Origin of the sequence: Paenibacillus chitinolyticus (genome assembly GCF_045038035.1) — a bacterium.
In the GTDB taxonomy this organism is placed as follows: domain Bacteria; phylum Bacillota; class Bacilli; order Paenibacillales; family NBRC-103111; genus Paenibacillus_F; species Paenibacillus_F chitinolyticus_A.
In genome coordinates, this window is the sequence record NZ_CP173427.1 from 4162720 (window position 1) to 4182633 (window position 19914).

Genomic DNA, 19914 nt, shown 5'->3' on the forward strand with positions numbered 1-19914 from the left:
CCAAAATTGTAAACAGTTGAATTGAAATCCTCTCCCTTGCGCAAGGCTGTCAGCCGAATGTTAAGAGCCTGGACACGACCCAGAGGGTACACGCCGCTGCCGCGGCAGGCAGTACCCAGGTTATCGTTGTCGCCGCCCGCCGACCGGGCAGCGGAGTTGACCGCCACAGCAGCTCCATAAGGCGGCTGCTCTCCCCGGAAAAGGGTGCCGCTTTCTCTTCCGGGTTCGTCCGAACCGCAGGGTCTGACGGGTCTGGGGCCCGATTCGCGCTTTCTCCGGAAACAGCCGCAGGAGAAGGATTGCTCGGATGTTCTATATACTCAGACGATTCTGCGGCCTCCATCCCTTCAACCTGCCGGGATCGGGAGTACGCACGTTCGGCACTGGTCTTCGCTTTTTCTCGTTCCGATGAAGATTTTTTCGATTTGACAGGCTCCCGCTTCGGTGCCGGAAGCTTCTCGGCCTGCGCGGGGGCCTTCGCTATTGCCGTGCGGATACGGCCTTTGCGGCGTCCGACCTGATAGGTAATTTCCCGGTCTCCGGGTTTTGCCGGTTTTTTCTCAGACAAATGTCTGTCCCCCCAGTTCCTGTAGAACCTCTTCTGTCCCCGGTCTTCTATTAGACGACTGCCGAGCCGGACAAGTTGTGCTTTACAGCCAAAAAAAAGACCTTTCCGTCCTATTCGACATAGGGAAAGGTCTTTCCTGTTTTTTACATGCAAAAATAATGACTTTATACCTAGATAAACCCAAAAAGGCTTATACGATCCCGGCCGCACGGTTTGCGGCGAATGCCGCGCTGCCGATTACGCCGCCGTCGTCGATAAGGGTGCCGGGGTGGATGGTGAGACGCTCCCAGTATCCTTTGTAAACCGACTTCTGCAGTTCTTCGCGCATAGGCTTGAACAGCCGCTCGCCGGCCAGAGAGGCTCCGCCGCCGATAATCAGCGCGTCCGGGCTGTACATGGTTACGGCATACGAAAGCCCGCGGCCCAGCAGCTTGCCCGTATGGTTCATGACTTCGATCGCCAGCCGGTCGCCTTCGTCATACGCGCGGGAAACATCCGCAGCCGTAACGGAAGCCGCTTCTTCTCCGGGGAACCACTGGCCCAGGATGCTCTCGCGTCCTGCCGCAAGCGCTTCCTTGACCTGGCGGACGATCCCCGTCGCGGATGCGATCGTTTCGAGGCAGCCGACAAGTCCGCAGCCGCAAGGCGTCGTTTCCGCATCGTCGACGCGGATATGGCCGACTTCGCCGGCCATGAAGCCGCCGCCGTAATACAGCTGGCCGTTATTGACCAGTCCGGCCGACATGCCGGTCCCGAGCGTAATCCCGAGCACATGCTCGTACCCGCGGCCCGGTCCCTTCATGGCTTCGCCGTAGACGTACATACGGACGTCGTTGTCGATGAAAACCGGTACGCCCAGTCTTGCTCCGAGCTGGTCGGATACCGGCACCTCTTTCCAGCGGAGGTTGCTGGCGAACACGCACACTCCGCGAACCGGGTCGATAAAGCCCGGCGTTCCGATTCCGACCGCTTTCAGCTGCCCGGGCGCAATATTCTGCTCCCGTAGCAGCGTTTCCACCATGACCGCTATCTTTTCCAGCACATAGTCGCTGCCTTTGGCCGCTTCCGTAGGCTGTTTGCTTTTGAACAGGACATTGAATTCCTCGTCCAACAACCCGCATACAATATTCGTTCCTCCGAGATCCACGCCGACGAAAAAGCTCATTCCCGTCCGTCCTTTCCCTTATGCGTTCGCATACAAAGTGGTAATGCCGTGCTGCTCAAGAACCTTCTCCATGTCGGGTTCCAACCTCGCGTCTGTCACACACACGTTTACGTCCGCAAGCGGAGCTATGGAGAACAAGGAGGCTTTCCCCACCTTGGTATGGTCAAACACTGCTATCGTATGCTGGGTGCGGCTAATCAACAGACGGGCGGTCTGGGCTTCGAGCTCGGAAAACGTCGTGATGCCTTTGTCCGCGGAAACGCCGTCCACTCCGAGAAAGAGCTTCTCGATGTTGAGATGCTCGATCGTCTTCTCGGCCAGCGGCCCGCTGAGCTCGAAGCTCTTGCTGCGCATGACGCCGCCGACGACGACCACCTGCAGGCCTTCGCTGTCCGCGAGTTCCATGGCGATATTCACGGCATTGGTCACCACCGTAATCCCCTGGCGCTGCTTCAGTTCGCGGGCGATGAGGAAGGTTGTGGTGCCGCCCGTCAGGCAGACGCTGTCCCCTTCCTCGATAAGGCCGGCCGCCCTGCGGGCGATCGCTTCCTTCTCCAGCCAGAGCTGCTGCTTCTTCTCGGCGAACGAGGTTTCGCGGACAGCCGTGAGGCCTTCGAACAGCGCCCCGCCGATGGTGCGGACAACCTCGCCTTTCTTCTCAAGAAGGTCCAAATCGCGTCTTGCCGTCGCTTCCGAACATTGAAAATGCTCGATGATCTCCCCAATGGTAATGCGCCCTTGCTGCTTGAGGATCGTCATAATCTGCTGGCGCCTGAGATCTCCTTTGGAAGGAGTCGTGTCATTCATTTCAACTTTCACTCCGTCACAAGGTTAAATTTCGACGAACTGGGTCAGGTTGCGAGGATCGTCCGGATTCAGCCCGCGCTTCATCGCGTTGTAATAGCCGTTGTACTGGACAGCGGGCAAGTACAATACGCTTCGCGCTTCATCGCTGAGCGCGGCTCCGCCGAGTTCCAGAACCAGATCCGCAAACTCCGTGTCTTCCCCGCGCTCCGCGGTCAGAAGCAGGATCGTCGCCCCGTATTCCTTCAGCTCTCTGGCTACTTTCAGCTCATAATCCCGAGCGGACTGCGAAAGCAGGAAGCAGACAAGCGTACCCGAGTCGACGATGGATTTGGGACCGTGTCTGAACTCAAGCGTGCCGTACGCTTCCGTCCACGTATACGTCATTTCCTTCAGCTTGAGGCAGGCTTCCAGCGCCAAACCGCCGAGTGCGCCGAGTCCGAGATAGACCGTTTTGTTGAAGTTGTGCGCCGACACCCATTCTTTGATGCTCGTATCCGAGGCTTTGACCAGTTCTTCGTCTAATTCTAACACAGTTTTAAGCTCTTGTAAGTATGCCTCGCCGCCTGCCGCCATAGCGATTGCGGCCTGCATCATAAAGGTCATGGAGCTGAGCGATTTGCTCATCACTGTGCTCTTCTCTTTGCCGAGCGGAGAAAGCAGGCATTCCGTCATCGCGAACAATTTGCTCGTCTCGTGGCAGGTGATGCCGCACGTATCGATATGAGGTGCATTTTTGACGGAATCAAGCGCAAGAAGTACCTCGTGGGATTCACCCGAACGCGACACGCCTACAATCAGAAGCTTCTTCCCTCTCGGTAGAGTGGCGTCGCGCAGCAGGAAAATATCGGAGGAGGGCTGTGCGGATGCGCTGCGCCCGGTCCATTTGCGGAACGTAGCCGCCATTGTTATCGACTGGTAGTAGGACGACCCCGATCCGATAAAGACGACTTCCTCGTATTGTTCGTTTCCTATATAACGGTTCACCCAGTCGGACTGCTTCTGGAGCTGGTCCCATGCGGCCTGCAGAGCGGTCGGCTGGGCACTGATTTCGGTATACGTTAATTGGCCGTGAACGTTTGACATCTTCTAATTTCCTCCCTTATAATCAACTTAATGACATTATAAATCATTATTTTGATCGTTTCAATCATTTTATACGAGGGGGTTTTTCAAATGGCTCATTTGATTTCTTCTACACACCTGCTTCAAGCGGCTCGTCAGAACGGTTACGGCATCACGGCCTTTAACGTGCATACGCTGGAAATGCTGCAAGCCGTCGTCGAGGCGGCCGAGGAGCTTCAGGCTCCGCTGATTCTGCAAACTACCGTCGGAACCGTGAAACATCTGGGACCCGACTATATCGTTGCGGCCGCAGCCGCTGCCGCCAAACGGTCTTCCGTCCCGATCGCGCTTCATCTCGATCATTGCACGGATTACGAGCTTATCGTACAATGCATCCGGGAAGGCTATACATCGGTCATGATTGACGCTTCCATGCATCCGTTCGAAGAGAACGTCCGGCAGACGCAGGAAGTCGTGAAAGTCGCCCGGGCGGCCGGCGTTAACGTGGAAGCGGAACTCGGCAAAGTCGGCGGCGTCGAAGACGATATCGTCGTAGCCGACGAGGATGCGCTCCTCGCCGATCCGGACGAATGCGTCCGCTTCGTGGAGCTTACCGGCGTGCCGACCCTCGCCCCGGCCATCGGAACGGCTCACGGCATTTACAAGGGCGAACCGAAAATCGCTTTCGGCAAGCTGGAAGAAATCTACCGCAAAGTGAGCCTCCCCCTTGTTCTGCACGGCGGGTCCGGCATTCCGGAAGAGCAGGTCAAACGCTGCGTATCGCTCGGCATGGCCAAGATGAATGTCGCCACGGAGCTGCGCATCGCCTTCTCCGATGCCATCAAGAAAGTGTTCCAAGCGAACCCGGATGAAAACGACCCGCGCAAATATATGGTTCCGGCCAAAGCGGCTGTCAAAGAGCTGGCCCAAGCGAAAATGCGGCTTACCGGCTGCGTCGGCCGCGCCAAAGATTTCATTTAATTTCAGTCAAGACAGGAGAACCCGGATGATTACCACCGTGACCCTCAATGCGGCAATCGACAAAACCTACCGCGTAAACAGCTTCGAAATGGACCGGGTTTCCCGCGTAACGGACATGATCGCCGTACCCGGCGGCAAAGGGATCAATGTCGCCAGGGTGGCCAGTCTGCTCGGCGAACCCGTTACGGCCACCGGCTTTGTGGCGGGCTTCAACGGACAGTTTATCCGCAGCGGTCTGGACACGGAGGGCATTCCCCATGACTTCACGGAAGTCCCGGGAGAATCCCGCCTCTGCCTGACCGTTCTGGATGCGGACAACGGCACGCAGACGGAGCTGCTGGAGCCCGGACCCGCCATCGCGGAAAGCTCCCTTCAGTCCCTGAAGGAGAAGGTGAAGGCGCTCGCGGGCAGATCCACGCATGTGTGCTTCTCCGGCAGCCTGCCCCTCGGCTGTCCACCTTCGCTCTATGCGGAGCTGATCACGCTCGCAAGAGAAGCCGGCGCCGAGGCCGTCCTGGACGCGAGCGGCGACGCTCTGGCTGCCGGGCTCGAAGCGAGGCCTCTGCTCATTAAGCCCAATGAGCATGAAATCGTGCGCCTGCTCGGCAGGCCCGCTTCCTCCGACGACGATCTGGCCGCCTGCATCCGGGAATTGATGCGGCGCGGAATCCCGCACGTCGTCGTCTCGCTCGGCGCGCGCGGAGCCCTCGCGGGCAGCAGCGGCCGCGTACGGCGGATCGGCATCCCGGCGATCCGGGCCGTGAACCCGGTCGGCAGCGGCGACGCGATGGTGGCCGGCATGGTCACGGCTTTTCGCCAAGGCCGGAGCGACGCCGATGCGGCCCGCTTCGGCGCGGCATGCGGAAGCGCCAACGCTTTGCAGATGCAGGCGGGGGTCGTCACCGCTGAAGATGTCGAGCGGATCTTCCGGTCCGTTACCGTGACGGATTACTGACACGGGCCGGATCGAAGAAAAGACGACGGGAGACCGAGTCTTCTCGCTTGGCGCCGGAACACACGGCACCGTCGCCCTCACAAAAAAACAGGCATGTTCTCTTGAAACGCGGAGAACATGCCTGTTTTTACGTTTTGTCCCGGTCGCTGCCGGAGAGTCCGCACGGTGCTTGTGAAACGATTCGCGGCGTCGCAGCATGCGAGCTTCCCCGGAGGCCATGACCTGCTGCTAGAGGCGATCACCGACCGAACCGGCCATCCTCATGTATCGGCAGCTTACGGATACCGTCACATTTTCACTCCTTTGCCCCTGGTAATTTGCCGGTAAACTGGGAAGTCTACCCTTATAGCTCTAGCACGGATGGAGGGACATCATGACCGATCAGAACGACAGCCGCAAGCCCGACGGCCGATCCACACTCCCGGCGGCGCCCACACTGAACGCCGACCAATGGGACATACTGCTTCCCGCCGATACGGACGGGGTTATTCAGCTTTTCCAGGAGCTGCTGCCGACCGATGAATTCCAGTGGATTCTTACGGACAACGGCAGTTCCGGCTGTATGTTTATGAGTACCGCGATCGACAAAAGTCTTTTTCAAGACGACGTCGCCCCCCGCCTTAGCCGGTGGGAATCGCAGCCGGACGACTGGCCGACTCTCTTCCCGACCGGTACCCATATCCGCAAGGTATCGGATACTTTGAACCGCATGCTGCAGGGAGACGTCATTCTGCTGCATAACCGGCTGCCGCACAGCGCGATCTCGTTTCCGGCGCCTTTTCAAAAAGGACGCGCCATAGAACCTCCCAAAATCGAACGGGTGATCCTTGGCCCGCAGGAATCGTTCGTCGAGGACATCGACGTCAACCTCGGACTGCTGCGCAGACGGCTCCGGGACCCCAACCTGATCGTCCATTATTACGAGGTCGGAGAACGTTCCAAAACGACCGTAGCCGTCGTATATCTGAACGATGTCGCCCAGCAGAAGTGGGTAGACGAAATCGAAAGCAAAATTGAAGTCATCCAGACGGATTCCATCGTGCTGATGAAAGAATTAATGGAATTTATAAGCGGCCCCAATCTGACTCCCTTTCCCTTATATGAGAAAAGCGAGCTGCCTGCGCGTTCGGCCCTTAACCTCCTAAAAGGAAGAATCGGGGTCCTTATGGACGGGTCTCCCTTTATCTCCTTCCTGCCGAATACCGTGCTCACCGGCTTTATCGGCGGGGAAGCGGTCATGCACGGCTCTCTTATTCCGACATTTGTCCGGCTTGTCCGGATTCTGGCTTTCGTCATCGCGATTTACGCGCCTGCCGTTTATCTCGCTCTGGTTACGGTAGATTCGTCCATTCTACCGACCGTATTCGCCATCTCCATCGCCCAGGATCAGGCCGGAATCCCTTACACCAGCCTGTTTGAAACACTGATGATGATGATTGTAATGGACGTGCTGAACGAGGGGATGACTTACGTCCCCGGGAATGTCGGCTCCGCCTTAAATGTGGTCGGAAGCCTGATTATCGGCCAGGCCGCGGCCCAGGCGGGATTGACCAGCAAATTTATGATTATCGTCGCATCCATCTCCGCCGTAGGTGCCTACATCGCTTCGTATCAAATTTCTTACGCGGCACGCTTGTGGAAATACCCGTTTATTTTGGCGGCGGGACTGTTCGGCTTCTATGGGATCACCGTGTGTTCCGTTCTGCTGCTGGGGCATCTCGCCTCTACCAAGTCGCTCGGCCTTGCGTACACCTCCCCATTCAGCCCATTCAGCCTTAAAGCGATCCGGATGCAATTCTTCCGGCCAGCCGCGCAGAAATTGAAGGAACGGGACCCCGTCTTTAAACCGGCGGACAAACACAGCCAGAGAGGAGATTCGTCATGACCAAGCCGGGCATTTCGGGACTTCAGTGGTTCGTTATTTTGGCGGTCGCCTCGATTGCGATGGGCCCGCTGAGATTTCCGGCCTACTTGTCCCAGCAAATGGATCAGCACGGATGGGTGCTGCTTCTGCTTGCGCTTGCTATTTCCTTGTGGAACACCTATGTCGCAGTCCGCTTAACAAGACGGCATCCCGGACTGGAGATCGCGGAATGGTCCCGGCTGTATCTGGGCAAATTTTTGTCCGCCGTTTATGCCGGCTGCATCGCGATTTACTTTTTCATTTGGGGATACCTGACTTTCGGCGAACACTGGCTTCTGGTTTCGTACCTGCAGCTGAAATATACGCCCGTGTACACGATCGTGCTACTCGTTATGCCCGTCGTGCTGTATATGGTATGGAAAGGGACAGAAGCTTGGGCGCGGCTCTTTCTTCTGCTCGGCTTTGTCATGGTTGTCTGGCTGCTCAGCATCAATTTGCCCCAGCTGCGCAACATCAACGTCACGAACCTGCTGCCGATCGGCAACCTCGGCCTGCCGAACTTGTTCGGAAAAAATATCCTCACGATTTTCTACTTGTTCAAAGGCTTCGCCGTCCTTTATTTTCTGTATCCTCTCATCCAATCGGATAAAAATCTGCTTCGGCTTTCGGCAGCCGCAACCGTTACGGCCGGAGCCGAAGTCATGCTCTCCTATCTGCTGCCCATTATGGTCTTCGGTTACGAGACCGCCAAAACCTTTACTTTCCCGTACCAGGAGTCGATGGAAACCGTGCCTTTTCTCCTGCTTCCTTTTGAAAAGTTGAGCTTTCTGGCGCCTCTGTTTTTCGTGCTGGTGAACATTATGATTCTGATCGTCTGCGTCACCTGCTGCTCTCAGTCGCTTTGCAGGCTTTTTAACACCCGGCGGTTCAAACGGATGTATGTGATCGTCACGGTCCTCATGTCACTCGCCTTTCTGAGGACCCTGACCGTTAACGAAGTCGATCAGCTGGTTTACATCACCGCCCTCGTATTCGGTGTTATCTTCGTCCTGATCCCCAATTACATGTGGATCGTCACTCTTTTCAGGAAGGAGAAGACGGGATGAGAACATGGATGGTTCTTCTCATGCTTGCAACCGGAACTGCAGCGCTTTCGGGATGCTTGAGTATTTCGGAGATCCGGGAACAGTCCTTTATCGTAGGGATGGGGATCGACCGTGCGGAGAATGGAGAGCTTGAAATCAGCATGATGGAAATCGACATGGACGGAATGAAAAGCGGAGGAAACGAAAGCAGCCCCGGCGGCAAAGCGCCCAAATATATCATCCGCAACGCGACCGGTTCGAATATTCCCGACTGCCTGAGGCAGATCCGGACACGACTGCAAAAAGAGCTGTCCCTCGATAAAGTCAGTTTTATCATGTTCAGCGACAAAATCGCCAGGGAAGGCATCTATCCCTACATGGATTTTCTGGTGAGGTCGCCTAACATCGACCAGACGGTGCATATGTTTGTCACCACCGATAAAGTGAGCGAACTTTTCCGGAAAGATAACGGAGGACTGACCAACTTTTCCACCAAAGGCTACGCGTTTGTGCCGACCTTCCTCGCCAGCCGGCTCTGGCAGGTAAACAAAGCGGTTATGAGTCCTCTGCAGAGTACCCATCTTAACCGCTTCAACTATGAGAATAAGGAATTGAACTTCGTGGGAGAAAGCTTTCTTCGCAAAGACCGGCTCGTTTATCACTTGAACGGAATCGAATCCAGAGAATTTAATATCTTGGTGAACCGGCAGGGAAAAGAAGTTATTCTACATGCCGACGCCGAGAAACGCAACGCCCTGCAAATCAAAGAAGTCAAAAGAAAGACAGAGGTAAGACGGGACCGGGTAACCTTCACCTATTCGATTCAGGCCACCATTCTGGAAAGCAAGGAACAGAATCCGTACCGTCATGCGGGCGAAATCGAAAAGGAAGGCAGCCGGCTGTGGGAGAAAAATTTCACAAAACTGCTCGTCGGCACCAAAAAACAGGGGTTGGATATTCTCGGGATCGGCGAACAATTCCGGATGAGAGGCTGGGATACGGCACACTGGGAAGAACAAATAAAAAAACTGGATGTCAGGGTCCTCGTTCATCTCAAAATCCTTTCTCCGGAAGGCAAGAGAGAATAGAACATTTTCTTGTAAGGACCTGTGCAATAAACGCCCAAAGACCCTTCCTTTAATAAGGAGGGTCTTTGAACGGTTTATTAAACATGGAGCACACCCGCTGCGGGAGAAATCCCTGTTACCGCATCTCTTACATGCTCGTGACAAGTAAAAAGCAGAACCTGCCGCTTTCCGCCGAGCTGCCCGATAATCCGGAGCGCCCCTTCCATCCGCTCTTTGTCGAAATTGACGAATATATCGTCAAAAACGAGCGGCAACGAAGCTCCGCCGGTAAATTCTTCAACGAGCGCGAATCTCATCGACAAGTAAAGCTGCTCCGCGGTTCCGCGGCTCAGTCTCGATGAGTCCACCTGGCGTCCGTCCGACCGGACGGCATAAAGCCGCTGCTGCCCGAACGGCGCGACCACCTGCGTAAACCGGCCGCCCGTCATGGCCGCAAAGCAGGCCGAAGCGCGGCGGAGCACGCCCGGCTGGCGTTCGCGTTCACAGCGCTCGCGCGTCCGCTTCACGAGCAGGGCGGCCATCGCGAGCACCGCGTATTTGCCGCCGAGCTCGCGCACCTCGGCGAGCTGCTCTTCGGTGCGCTGGAGAAGTTCGCCGCGCTCGCTCCCGCCTTCGAGCTTCTCCAGCTCGCCGGCCAGACGGCCGCGCCTGTCGCGCAAGCGGTTCGCCTCGGCCTCCAGGCCGCTCAGGCTGCCCGCGAGTTCCTCCTCGCGCGAGGCGAGGCTCCCCTCGTCGGCGCCGGACAGCGCCGTGTCGAGCCGCTCCCGCCGAGCGACGCCGGCATGCGCATCCAGCGCGCCGGAGAGAAGCCTCGCTTCGGCCGCGAGCCGGGCAAGGCGCTCCTGGAGAGCCGCCTGCCGGAGAAGCTCCTCTTCGCCTTCGGCCTGCGCCTCGCTCAGAAGCGCTTGCAGACGCTCCGCCGCTCGACGCGCCTTCTGTGCGGCAGCCGTCTCCCGGCGCCGGGCCTCCGCGGCTTCGGCCGCAAGGCGCCCGCGCCTTGCGAGCAGATCCTGCTGCTCCGCAAGCCGCTCGGCGCGGCGCCGGAGCCCCAGCAGCGGGTCCGCCGCTTCGGCTTCGCCCAGCAGCCGGACCGTCCGCGCTTCGAACGCGGCGGAAGAGGCCTGCAGAGCGGCCAGCTTGGACTCGCAGCCGGCGAGGCGCTGCAGCAGGTCATGCCCGCGGGAGATAAGCTGCAGCGATTCCAGCGCCGCTTCGGGAGACAGGTGCGGCCTCAGCTTGCGTTCGCGAAGCCAGGCGCTCCAGCGCTCCTGACCGGACGCGGCGCGTTCTTCCAGCGAACGCATCCGGGAGGAAACCGCCGCCTGCTGCTTCTCCAGCGACTGGATGCTCTGCTTCAGTTCTTCAAGCTTGGCCCGCCGGCGCTCCAATTCGGAGCGGTGCTGCGCCCACAAATCGGTGCCGGTCAGCCAGCTTTCCAGCTCCCGGTCCAGCCAGCCCAGCGTCTCCGGCCAAGACGGCAGAGGCATGCGCCCCAGAGCGGAAGCTTCATCGGAAGAGCCGTTCGCGCGGGCGGCGGCCGCTTCACGGCTTCCCGCTCCGCGACTGCTCAGAAGAAGCGCCAGATTCTGCTGAAGCCGCTGCCGGAGAGCCCCTTTGTCTGCCTCCAGCCGGGCATCCTCGCCGTCTGACCGGTTGTCCGCTTCGCCCGGTTGTGCGGCAGCGGACAACCAATCGCCGGTGGAGGCTCTTCCCCGGCGGGCACGCCCTCTCCCCTCCGCGCGGGGTTCCTGCGTCAGGAGATCCCGGCTGCGGTTGTTCCCTCGGGCTCTATCCGGAGAGCCGAATATCAGCCAGGCCGTGCCCGCAGCCAGCACGACAAATACGGCCGCAGCCGCAGCCGTCTGACCGCCTAAGAGCAGCGCCGCCGGCAGAAGAACCGCGATCGCTCCCGCGGCGTAAGCGGTCCTTTTCCTTGTGCGGTCGGAGTCGCTCCGCCTTTGGACCGACCAGGCTTCGAATTCCTCCTGCCTGCGGCGTTCTTCCTCCCGGAGTCTGTCTCTCTGTTCTTCCTCGCTCTGCAGCAGTCTCCACTGCGCGTAATCGGAAGATAACCGGCGAAGCAGACCCGATTCGGCGGCTGTCCGCGCACCCGGCGCATCTTCCCGGAGCCCCGACAGCGTCAGCCATTCGCTCCATTCGAGCTGGCGCTCGGCAAGCTCGCTCTGCTGTTCCTCCAGACGGCCAAATACCCGGCTAAGCTCGCTGTCCAGCAGCGCCCTCTCTCCGTCCCATTTCGCGAAGGAATCCCGTGCTTCCCGGATCTGCTCTTTCATGCCGACCGAAACGGGGAAATCGGCCAGATCCTGCCGCGTCCACTGCTCGTCGAGCTGCCGCAAAAGAGCCGCCAGCGCTTCGTTCAGCTGAGCTTTCTCCGTCTCCGCGGAGGCCGCCGCAAGCTGCCCGCTGCGGTACGTCCCCGCTTCCTCTTCAAGGGCGGCGAGTTCGGCCGCGCCTTCGAGCAGCTCTTCGCGGACGGGCAGGGCTTCGGCCTCCCGCAGAAGCGCGGCGCTCTCTTCCTCGTATCGACGCCGCTCATTCTCGAATTCGTCCCGTTCCTGCCGGATGGCTTCATAACGCGCGGCGGCATGCAGCGGAAACCCGGGAATTTCCCGGATATCCGCCATTTCCGCCTGAATCCGCCGCAGCTTCAGCCACGGCTCGAAGGCCTTCCCGCAGCGCCGGGTCCATTCCAGCTCGGCGGCCGTCTCCGTCCGGGCGGCGTCCAGCCCGTTCAGCCGGTCTCCGAGCCGCTTCCACTCCGCCGTCGCTTCTTCGTACCGGCTGATCTCGTCGGCGGAACGGTTCCGGCTGGAGCGGAGTTCTTCGTACGCCCGGATGCTGCGGTTCAGCTCCTGGGTCCGTCCCCTTGGCCGGAACAAAGCATCCGCCCTTGCGGCAAGCTTGCGCTCCGCTTCCACTACGGCGCTTCCGCTCACGCCGAAGCCCGCTCCGTAGAGGTAGCCGCCGATGTCGTCCCCCTGCAGGGTCCGCAGTTCCTGAAGCTCGCCCAGCCCGAAGGCGAACAAGCTCCGGAAAAGCTCCGCGGACAGTCCTCCGAGCAGATGACGGAGCAGTTCCTCGCCGCCTTCCGCGCCGCCTTCGAGCGTTACTTTAACGGAGCCGGCCGCGGGCGGACGTCCGGGACCGCCGTGATCCGCGTAGCGTTCGATCAGGACGGTCCGGCCCTGCTTGTCCTCCAGCAGCAGCGCGCCGCCGTGCGCCCCCCCGCCATCGGGCTCATACCTGTCGGCGGCCTGCGCCCGCGTCGGGAATCCGAACAGGACGGCGCGGATAAAACCGAGCAGGGTACTTTTGCCCGCCTCATTGGGGCCGTACAGCACGGTAACGGGCGATTCGAACCGGTAAGTCCGGTTGTGCAGAGAACCGAATCCTCGGACTCTTATTTCACGGATGATCATTTGCTCCGCCTCCCGTCCGGCATCAGCTGATCGACGGCGAGTTCACGCGCCGCCTCCAGCCAATATCCCGCGTCTTCGAGAAACCCGTCCGCTCCTCCGAACAGCCTGGAAGCTCCGTTCTGGGCAAGGAGGGAACCGAGCGCCTCATCGGCGAATTCTCGCAGCTTTCCTTCATCCGCAGCCAGCTCTTCCGCCAGCCGGAGGAGGTCGCCTATGAAGCTTTCCTCCCGGAGAAGCAGTTCAAAGTCGATATCCTGCCCCGTCCGGGATTCTATGGATTCGATCCAGACGAACGGAATGTCCGCTCCCGTATTGTGAGAGACTTCGCCGGAGAGGGACGCCTCTCTATAAGAGTCAGGAGCCTCATCCTTGCTGTCTCTTGAACGCGGCGCTTCCGTATGGCCGCTGCCCGCTCCGAAACCGCCTTTGCCGCCGCCGTATCCGGCGGCCGAACGTCCCGCCAGAGCCAGCAGCTCGCTCTCGCGCAGCTCACGGAGCAGGTCGGAAAGGGCACTCCCTGCCTGCAGCTTCAAATGAAGCGGTCCCCGGCCTTCCAGGAAGATCCGGGCGACGGTCGGCCTTCCTTCCGCTTTCTCCCTTAGCCGGGCCAGCAGATCCTGCAAGCTTTCCTGCAGTTCCTGCTCCGTGCCGATGCCCGCGATCGAAAGAGTCTCCTGCTGCCAGCGCACCCCGTCCAGGGCGTGAAAATCCAGAGCGGGATTCCCGTTCTCATCCACGGCCACGATGTAGCACCCGCGCGGGCCGCACTCCCGTATGCTCCTGCCTTGTATATTGCCCGGGTACACGGCGGCGGGCTTCTGATCCAAGACGATTTCCCTTGTATGTATGTGGCCTAGTGCCCAATAGTCGATCCCCCGCCCCATAAGATCCGATTTGCTGCAAGGGGCATAGTTGTCGTATCCCGGGTGCCCGTCGACATTCGTGTGAAGCAGAGCCACTTGGAAAACCGATGCGTCCCCGCCGCGGAAACGCAGGGCGAGGTTCTCCGTTACGGCGGCGGACGCGTAAGAGATGCCGTGAACTTCGGCGATAAGCCCCCGGTCTTCCTTCACGATCCGAACTGTCTCGACCTTGTCCGCCGGATACACGCGGGCTCCCGCCGGCCATTCCAGGTCCGCTCCCCGGCCGTCCAGCGGATCGTGATTGCCGTGGATAATCAGGGCGGGGATTCCCGCCCGGTCCAGCTCGGCAAGAGCGCTGCGGAAGCGCAGCTGAGCCCGAAGGGAGCGGTCGCCGGCGTCGTAGATATCGCCGCTGAAAACAGCGAAATCGACCTTTTCCCGGACCGCCAGCCGGACGAGCCGGCTTAACGCTCCGAAGGTCGATTCCCGGATTACATCCCGGATCCGCTCGGGAACCGAGTTCATCCCTTTGAACGGGCTGTCGAGGTGAAGGTCGGCGGCATGCAGAAATTTCAGCGCCTTCATCCGCACACCCCCTTCGTTTGGCCTAAAGCGAAACTCTTCATTTCCCGTACCTCTCGTACACTCCGCGCAGCTGCCGAATAACCCTGTTGAGCGAATACGATTTCTTCGCTTTCTCCGAAGCCGCACGGGCCAGCTGATACCGGTAGGTCGGATCGACCACGACCTTCTCCAGCGCCTGGCTGAGCGCCGGCGCATCTCCAGGCTCGACCAGCAGCCCGTTGCGCCCGTTCTCGATCTGCTCCGCAACCCCTCCGACATTCGTGCCTACCAGTGCCAAAAGGCAGAGAGCCGCCTCCGCAAATACGGAGCCGAACGCCTCGGCTTTCGAAGGGAGGACGAAAATATCGAAGAAAGGCATAAATTCTTCCGGGTGCAGCATGTACCCGTAAAAAATAATCTCCTCATATAAGTTCAGCTCCTTCGCCAATTCCTCGAGTTCTGTCCGGGAAGGGCCGTCGCCGATAATATGCAGGACGAAAGGATGTCCCCGTTCTTTGAGCATCGCGCAGGCCTGAAGCAGCGTTTCGAGCCCTTTCGCCGGAACCAGGCGGCACACCGTAATAAGCTGGGCCACTTCGTTCTCGTGGGAAATCGGCCGGAAGCGCTTCTCGTCGTAGCCGTTCGGAATGACCCCGATCCGGTCGGGGTCCTGAATAAATTCGCTTATATATCCTTTGAAAGAATTCGAAACCGTTAAAATTTGGTCCAGCCGCGCTTCCATTTCGCCGTAAATCGACGTCAGAAAACGCTGCTCGGGACCGCCTTCCTCTATCTTTCCGTTCAGCAGAAGCTCTCCCTCGTAGCTGGAGTGAACGGTTACGATGACCGTCGTATCGGGAAATACTTCCTTGATAGCGAGCGCGGCAATCGGGTGATGGGCGTGAATCAGATCGTAGCTCTTACGGATACGAAGCTTCGTCCACCACACGTAGTCTTTGTAGGTTTGGATATATTTGTCCACGATCGGGTTCCCGGCGTAACGGGTCCAATCGAACGTATTGAAGGTAACGGGCTCGGTTCCCTTGCCCCTGACCCTTCTGGGAAGGGAAAATAGTTCCATGTCCCAGCCTCTTTTATTAAACTTTTCGGTAATATACGGGACCATGGAAGAAACTCCGCCCGGCTGCTCCGGCGGGAAGAATAACGCTTGCAAAATGTTCATCGGTGCACACTCCTGATCCTCCGTCCGCTTGCGCGGCGCAAATCCGGCTTACAGCATCATACGCTCAGCCTCTTCTTATTGTACCTTCTGCCCGTCTAATAGAAAAGAGAACACGTCCCTGCGGGTGGGGACGGCTTTTCAGTCTGCCGGTACTTTTCCGAAAAAAGTTGTTCTTGTCCCCGCCCTATTTTGCTATAATGAAATCGCCTGAAAATGCGAACGTACATTTGAGTCCGGCCCCCGCAAAAGGGAACGGATAACCTCGGAGGAATGTTGAACTTGTGGAACGATCCGATTGAAACATGGGGTCCGGAGACGGCCAGCTCCATGATGCTAGTCATTCTTACCCTGATGATTTTCATCTCGGGAAGGCTTTACTATACACGCAGAAAAAAAGGCTATTTCTCGATGACCGTCTCGCTCATCCTCATGCTCGTCCATAACCTTCTCCGGCTTTACTGGCAGGCCTCGGACCAATTGCAGGGCATGTCGGGCTTCGCGGACGATCTGCTTCAGGCCGTCACCTTCGTCCTGATCAATCTGGGCGTTTATCAGCTGTATAATCCGACGCGGCGGCGTCATTATTTATATTTTTACGGCTTGATCGCGGTCGCTTTGGGCGTTTCCGCTTTTCATTTTTACCCGCCGTCCGGAGGAAGTCCCGAGCAGGCTGCGCTGCTGGCCGACTTGCCGCTGGAGCTGTACATGTTCGTGCTGATCTTTTTATGCGCTTACACCATTACGCCTCTGATCGGACAACAAGGTAAATTCCAGGCCGTGATGACGCTGTATTTCGCCAGACAAACGGCACATATGGTCAATCTGTACCTGTTTCAAGGGGAGCAGAAATGGCTGATGCTGGCGGAATGGTTTATTCCGGTCATCTATGCGACGATTCTTTTCTTCCTGCTGTTCGACCGGGTAGTCGAGCTCATGCAGGCGATTTACCAGTCCTCGATCACCGACGGCCTGACCAAAGTGTATAACCGCAAATACTTCGATAAAAGAGTTTCGCAGTATATCCGGCTGAATATGAACGTTTCGGTCCTGTTCAGCGACATAGACAATTTCAAAAAGCTCAACGATACCAAGGGCCATCACATGGGAGACGAGATGCTCAAGCAAGTAGCGAGCATCATGCGCCAGGAAGCGGACGAGAGCGGTATCGTGGGGCGTTACGGCGGCGAGGAGCTGGTCGTTCTGCTGACCGATCCCGATGTCAAACCCGCCGAGCTCGCGGAGAGAATACGCAAGCGCATCGAAGAAGAAACCATCGTCACCGTCAGCATGGGATTCAGCACTTACAAGAAAGGCCTCACGGGAGACAAGCTGATCAAACAAGCGGACGAAGCGATGTACAAGGCCAAAACAACCGGGAAGAACAAGGTCGTCAAATTCGGCGCTTGACTTATCCCCTGCCCGGTCTTCCGGCAGCAATGACTACACAGCGGGGATTACAAAAAAGGCGCGGCCTCTGGCAGGACCGCACCTTTTCCTCACTGAATGTGAAACAGCTCCTCGACCTGCTTTCCGAGAACGATGCTCAGACGCTTCGCGGCCCCGGGACCGACCGACTTCATCGACCGCTCCAGCAAGCTGATGTATGCGTGGCTTAATCCCGTCTGTCTGGCAAGCTCCCGCTGGGTCAGTCCCAGCGTCATTCTTCTGCGGATAAATTCTTCCGATTTGGCGATAATCCTCATAAAAAATCATAGCCCCCATTTCCTAATTAATTCCATGGTAGCATTATAATTTACTATTGTAAACATAAATATTTACTATAGTTGACGATAGCTCTTCTTTCTTTTACACCCGATTGAAAAACCTCATTTTCCCTGCTATGATAAGCATGTTAACTAATGTTTACCAAGAAATGCGGGTGCTGCGATGTATTTCTATGACAAGCTCAAAGATCTCCGCAAGCTGAAAGGGTATACGATCCGTGAACTGGCTGACCGTTCCGGCGTATCGGCCGCTTACATTTCCCAGCTTGAGAACGGCAACCGCAATATCCCGTCTCCGGATGTGCTGATGAAGCTGTCCGAAGGCTTGAATATTCCTTACGCCGAACTGATGAAAATCGCCGGATATCTCGACGAACCGGAGAGCGGCGGGGACAAGCCCAAGGCTCCGGTCAATTTGCGCCGGTTTCTTCATGACAACGATCTCATCTTCGACGGCACGGAATTGACGGAACAGGACAAAGAATGGATCGAGCGCGTCCTCAGCGCCCTGTTCTGGAAAGAACGGAACAGCCGCAACGAATAAGAACGGCCGGCCGCCCTCCTGCAATCCTGCCTTACATAAGCAATCGGAACAACCCGCGGGAGCTAAGTCTCCCTGCGGGTTGTTATTCTTGCCTGTTAATCTTTTTTTGGCCGTGCGGTCAAAGTTCCCCTTTGAAAAACCACATATTCCCTGCTATGATAAACATGTTAACTAATGTTTACCAAGAAATGCGGGTGCTGTAATGTATTTCTATGACAAGCTCAAAGATCTCCGCAAGCTGAAAGGCTATACGATCCGCGAACTGGCTGACCGTTCCGGCGTATCGGCCGCTTACATTTCCCAGCTTGAGAACGGCAACCGCAATATCCCGTCTCCGGATGTGCTGATGAAGCTGTCCGAAGGCTTGAATATTCCTTACGCCGAACTGATGAAAATCGCCGGATATTTAGACGAACCGGAGAGCGGCGGGGACAAGCCCAAGGCTCCGGTCAACCTGCGCCGCTTTCTTCATGATAACGAACTTATCTTCGACGGCATCGAACTGACCGAGCAGGACAAAGAATGGGTCGAGCGCATGCTCAGCGCCCTCTTCTGGAAAGAACGGAAGAGCCGCAACGAATAAGAACGCCGGCACCCTGTAATCCTGCCTTACATAAGCAATCGGAACAACCCGCGGGAGCTGAATCATCCCTGCGGGTTGTTTCTTGATGTATGTTAATCCGGGCCGGCTATGCGATTGAATTCGGTTTGGCCAAATGGCCGAGGTTTCCCTGTATCTCCTGAATCCGTTCATTCTCCTGCCGCAGCTTCTCCTCGATACGTTCCGTCAAATGAGCGATCTGTTCTGCAACACTGTCCGGCACTTCCACTTCGGGCAGCGACTTGATAATATACAGCAGACACTGCAGCGTATCTTCCATTACTTCTTTTTTGCGGCTTGCGATTACGACCTCCGCCAGAAAGATAAGGTGCGTCAGTTCATTTTGCAGGACACTCATTCAAGTTCCACTTCCTTCCACTTCCGATTATGACTGAAATTGTCGAATGTGAAAAGTTGCTCTTGACAGTTTTAACTGTAATATTTATTATACTAGATATATCGTAACTTATTTAGTTACAGTTCAGTCCACCCAGACGGCATCCGTTATGCCCGGATAACCGTCCTTCTGCCAGCGGGCCTGACCGAGTTCTCCCTTTTCTGCCGAACGGCCGGCGGCCCGCTTTTTTTTTACATCTCGGCCGAATTCGTTTGGCCTGAAAAAATTAACTACGCGGAACGAGCGGAAACCAGTCATGTTTTCCGCAAAACCGCACACATTACCTATAACCTTTGCGAACGCCAAAAGGAGGATATTTATGACCCAGCAGCTTTTTGCCGAAACTCTGAAAGTCATTGCGGAGCGCCACTCCGTAAAATCGTACGACCCGGATTTTGTATTCCCCGAGGAGCATAAGGAGATTATCCTGAACGCGGCTAACCAGGCGCCGTCCTCCTGGAATCTGCAGCACTGGAAATTTCTCGTGATCGACGATCCGGCCGCCAAGCAGCGTCTGCTCCCCATCGCCAACAACCAGAAGCAGGTGGCGGAAAGCTCCTTCGTGGTCGCCGTTCTGGGCGACCTGCAGGCGAACCTGAACGCCGAAACGATTTATGGCGCTGCCGTAGAGAGCGGGTTCTTGACGCCGGAAATCAAAGACACGCTCGTGTCGCAAATTAACGGCGCCTATGCAAGCGGCGGCAGCATCCCTCGGGATGAAGCGATCCGCAACGCCTCGTTCGCGTCCATGCAGCTTATGCTCGCGGCGAAAGCGCTCGGCTACGACACGTGCCCGATGGGCGGATTCAATCCCGCCGCGTTCGTGCAGGAGTTTAACGTTCCCGAGCGTTACATTCCCACTCTGCTCATCTCCGTCGGCAAAGCGGCGAAACCGGCTTATGCGTCCGGGCGCTTCCCGCTGGAGCAGGTTGTCGTCAAAAATTCGTTCTGACCTGTTTACCGGCAGCACGAACCGTTTAAAGACACACAGATCCAAACACTCGCTTGATCCCATTAGAGGCG

At 57.5% G+C, this 19914-nt stretch carries 18 protein-coding genes; 9 read left to right on the forward strand and 9 right to left on the reverse strand.

The annotated features are described in order from the left end of the window. Positions 1-49 precede the first annotated feature (49 nt). The 4 genes from ACI48J_RS18700 to ACI48J_RS18715 form a co-directional block, all read right to left on the reverse strand. Positions 50-568, reverse strand: coding sequence for a hypothetical protein (locus ACI48J_RS18700; protein WP_405079682.1), 519 nt, complete (start codon positions 566-568; stop codon positions 50-52). A gap of 190 nt (positions 569-758) precedes the next feature. Beyond that, complete coding sequence (locus ACI48J_RS18705; protein WP_405079684.1) at positions 759-1733, reverse strand: ROK family protein; 975 nt, start codon at positions 1731-1733, stop codon at positions 759-761. Positions 1734-1751: 18 nt separating this feature from the next. Continuing rightward, on the reverse strand, positions 1752-2540 hold the full coding sequence (locus tag ACI48J_RS18710) for a DeoR/GlpR family DNA-binding transcription regulator (protein WP_009674761.1): 789 nt from the start codon (positions 2538-2540) through the stop codon (positions 1752-1754). 24 nt (positions 2541-2564) lie between these two features. Further along, positions 2565-3623 (reverse strand): SIS domain-containing protein, encoded by a 1059-nt coding sequence (locus tag ACI48J_RS18715; protein WP_405079686.1) that lies wholly within the window; start codon positions 3621-3623, stop codon positions 2565-2567. Positions 3624-3713: 90 nt separating this feature from the next. On the opposite strand from ACI48J_RS18715, the gene fba reads away from it, so the two are divergent. From fba to ACI48J_RS18740, 5 genes are all read left to right on the forward strand, one after another. Beyond that, the gene (gene fba, locus ACI48J_RS18720) at positions 3714-4583 is read left to right on the forward strand and encodes a class II fructose-1,6-bisphosphate aldolase (protein WP_009674758.1); all 870 of its coding nucleotides are present in this window, start codon (positions 3714-3716) and stop codon (positions 4581-4583) included. 25 nt (positions 4584-4608) lie between these two features. Further along, on the forward strand, positions 4609-5538 hold the full coding sequence (gene pfkB, locus ACI48J_RS18725; RefSeq protein ID WP_405079687.1) for a 1-phosphofructokinase: 930 nt from the start codon (positions 4609-4611) through the stop codon (positions 5536-5538). Positions 5539-5911: 373 nt separating this feature from the next. Beyond that, entirely contained in the window at positions 5912-7423 is a 1512-nt protein-coding gene (locus ACI48J_RS18730; RefSeq protein ID WP_405079689.1) for a spore germination protein, read from the forward strand. Then, positions 7420-8508, forward strand: a complete 1089-nt coding sequence (locus ACI48J_RS18735) for a GerAB/ArcD/ProY family transporter (RefSeq protein WP_405079691.1) — start codon at positions 7420-7422, stop codon at positions 8506-8508. Before ACI48J_RS18730 ends, ACI48J_RS18735 begins: the two co-directional genes overlap by 4 nt. Then, a complete protein-coding gene (locus ACI48J_RS18740; protein WP_405079693.1) occupies positions 8505-9575 on the forward strand; it encodes a Ger(x)C family spore germination C-terminal domain-containing protein in 1071 nt (356 codons plus the stop codon). The genes ACI48J_RS18735 and ACI48J_RS18740 overlap by 4 nt, the downstream gene beginning before the upstream one ends. A 77-nt stretch (positions 9576-9652) precedes the next feature. On the opposite strand, the gene ACI48J_RS18745 is transcribed toward ACI48J_RS18740, so the two are convergent. Genes ACI48J_RS18745 through ACI48J_RS18755 form a run of 3 tightly spaced genes read right to left on the reverse strand, consistent with a single transcriptional unit; the run spans position 9653 to position 15625 of the window. Beyond that, entirely contained in the window at positions 9653-13015 is a 3363-nt protein-coding gene (locus ACI48J_RS18745; protein WP_405079695.1) for an AAA family ATPase, read from the reverse strand. Continuing rightward, positions 13012-14463: an exonuclease SbcCD subunit D gene (locus ACI48J_RS18750; RefSeq protein ID WP_405079696.1), complete on the reverse strand. Its 1452-nt coding sequence runs from the start codon at positions 14461-14463 to the stop codon at positions 13012-13014. Before ACI48J_RS18750 ends, ACI48J_RS18745 begins: the two co-directional genes overlap by 4 nt. Before the next feature lie 37 nt (positions 14464-14500). Next, a complete protein-coding gene (locus ACI48J_RS18755) occupies positions 14501-15625 on the reverse strand; it encodes a glycosyltransferase family 4 protein (RefSeq protein WP_326054304.1) in 1125 nt (374 codons plus the stop codon). Positions 15626-15895: 270 nt separating this feature from the next. Here ACI48J_RS18755 and ACI48J_RS18760 point away from each other — a divergent pair, with 270 nt between their 5' ends. Continuing rightward, complete coding sequence (locus ACI48J_RS18760) at positions 15896-17032, forward strand: GGDEF domain-containing protein (protein WP_326054303.1); 1137 nt, start codon at positions 15896-15898, stop codon at positions 17030-17032. A gap of 89 nt (positions 17033-17121) precedes the next feature. Here ACI48J_RS18760 and ACI48J_RS18765 read toward each other — a convergent pair whose 3' ends face one another. Continuing rightward, positions 17122-17328 carry a helix-turn-helix domain-containing protein gene (locus ACI48J_RS18765; RefSeq protein WP_009674753.1) on the reverse strand — a complete coding sequence of 69 codons (207 nt, stop codon included), beginning with the start codon at positions 17326-17328 and terminating at the stop codon, positions 17122-17124. 184 nt (positions 17329-17512) lie between these two features. Here ACI48J_RS18765 and ACI48J_RS18770 point away from each other — a divergent pair, with 184 nt between their 5' ends. Next, complete coding sequence (locus tag ACI48J_RS18770; protein ID WP_326054302.1) at positions 17513-17893, forward strand: helix-turn-helix transcriptional regulator; 381 nt, start codon at positions 17513-17515, stop codon at positions 17891-17893. 202 nt (positions 17894-18095) lie between these two features. Then, complete coding sequence (locus tag ACI48J_RS18775; RefSeq protein ID WP_326054301.1) at positions 18096-18476, forward strand: helix-turn-helix transcriptional regulator; 381 nt, start codon at positions 18096-18098, stop codon at positions 18474-18476. A gap of 106 nt (positions 18477-18582) precedes the next feature. On the opposite strand, the gene ACI48J_RS18780 is transcribed toward ACI48J_RS18775, so the two are convergent. Beyond that, positions 18583-18852, reverse strand: a complete 270-nt coding sequence (locus tag ACI48J_RS18780) for a hypothetical protein (RefSeq protein WP_326054300.1) — start codon at positions 18850-18852, stop codon at positions 18583-18585. 358 nt (positions 18853-19210) lie between these two features. On the opposite strand from ACI48J_RS18780, the gene ACI48J_RS18785 reads away from it, so the two are divergent. Then, positions 19211-19843, forward strand: a complete 633-nt coding sequence (locus ACI48J_RS18785; protein WP_405079698.1) for a nitroreductase family protein — start codon at positions 19211-19213, stop codon at positions 19841-19843. The last annotated feature ends 71 nt before the right edge of the window (positions 19844-19914 follow it).

Excerpts from the sequence above, each read along its gene's own strand:
- ACI48J_RS18710 (WP_009674761.1), bottom strand. The coding sequence starts at position 2,540 with ATGAATGACACGACTCCTTCCAAAGGAGATCTCAGGCGCCAGCAGATT.
- ACI48J_RS18730 (WP_405079689.1), top strand. The coding sequence starts at position 5,912 with ATGACCGATCAGAACGACAGCCGCAAGCCCGACGGCCGATCCACACTC.
- ACI48J_RS18775 (WP_326054301.1), top strand. The coding sequence starts at position 18,096 with ATGTATTTCTATGACAAGCTCAAAGATCTCCGCAAGCTGAAAGGCTAT.
- ACI48J_RS18755 (WP_326054304.1), bottom strand. The coding sequence starts at position 15,625 with ATGAACATTTTGCAAGCGTTATTCTTCCCGCCGGAGCAGCCGGGCGGA.
- ACI48J_RS18760 (WP_326054303.1), top strand. The coding sequence starts at position 15,896 with ATGTTGAACTTGTGGAACGATCCGATTGAAACATGGGGTCCGGAGACG.
- ACI48J_RS18740 (WP_405079693.1), top strand. The coding sequence starts at position 8,505 with ATGAGAACATGGATGGTTCTTCTCATGCTTGCAACCGGAACTGCAGCG.
- ACI48J_RS18770 (WP_326054302.1), top strand. The coding sequence starts at position 17,513 with ATGTATTTCTATGACAAGCTCAAAGATCTCCGCAAGCTGAAAGGGTAT.
- pfkB (WP_405079687.1), top strand. The coding sequence starts at position 4,609 with ATGATTACCACCGTGACCCTCAATGCGGCAATCGACAAAACCTACCGC.
- ACI48J_RS18750 (WP_405079696.1), bottom strand. The coding sequence starts at position 14,463 with ATGAAGGCGCTGAAATTTCTGCATGCCGCCGACCTTCACCTCGACAGC.
- ACI48J_RS18785 (WP_405079698.1), top strand. The coding sequence starts at position 19,211 with ATGACCCAGCAGCTTTTTGCCGAAACTCTGAAAGTCATTGCGGAGCGC.
- ACI48J_RS18735 (WP_405079691.1), top strand. The coding sequence starts at position 7,420 with ATGACCAAGCCGGGCATTTCGGGACTTCAGTGGTTCGTTATTTTGGCG.
- fba (WP_009674758.1), top strand. The coding sequence starts at position 3,714 with ATGGCTCATTTGATTTCTTCTACACACCTGCTTCAAGCGGCTCGTCAG.
- ACI48J_RS18715 (WP_405079686.1), bottom strand. The coding sequence starts at position 3,623 with ATGTCAAACGTTCACGGCCAATTAACGTATACCGAAATCAGTGCCCAG.
- ACI48J_RS18780 (WP_326054300.1), bottom strand. The coding sequence starts at position 18,852 with ATGAGTGTCCTGCAAAATGAACTGACGCACCTTATCTTTCTGGCGGAG.
- ACI48J_RS18745 (WP_405079695.1), bottom strand. The coding sequence starts at position 13,015 with ATGATCATCCGTGAAATAAGAGTCCGAGGATTCGGTTCTCTGCACAAC.
- ACI48J_RS18705 (WP_405079684.1), bottom strand. The coding sequence starts at position 1,733 with ATGAGCTTTTTCGTCGGCGTGGATCTCGGAGGAACGAATATTGTATGC.
- ACI48J_RS18765 (WP_009674753.1), bottom strand. The coding sequence starts at position 17,328 with ATGAGGATTATCGCCAAATCGGAAGAATTTATCCGCAGAAGAATGACG.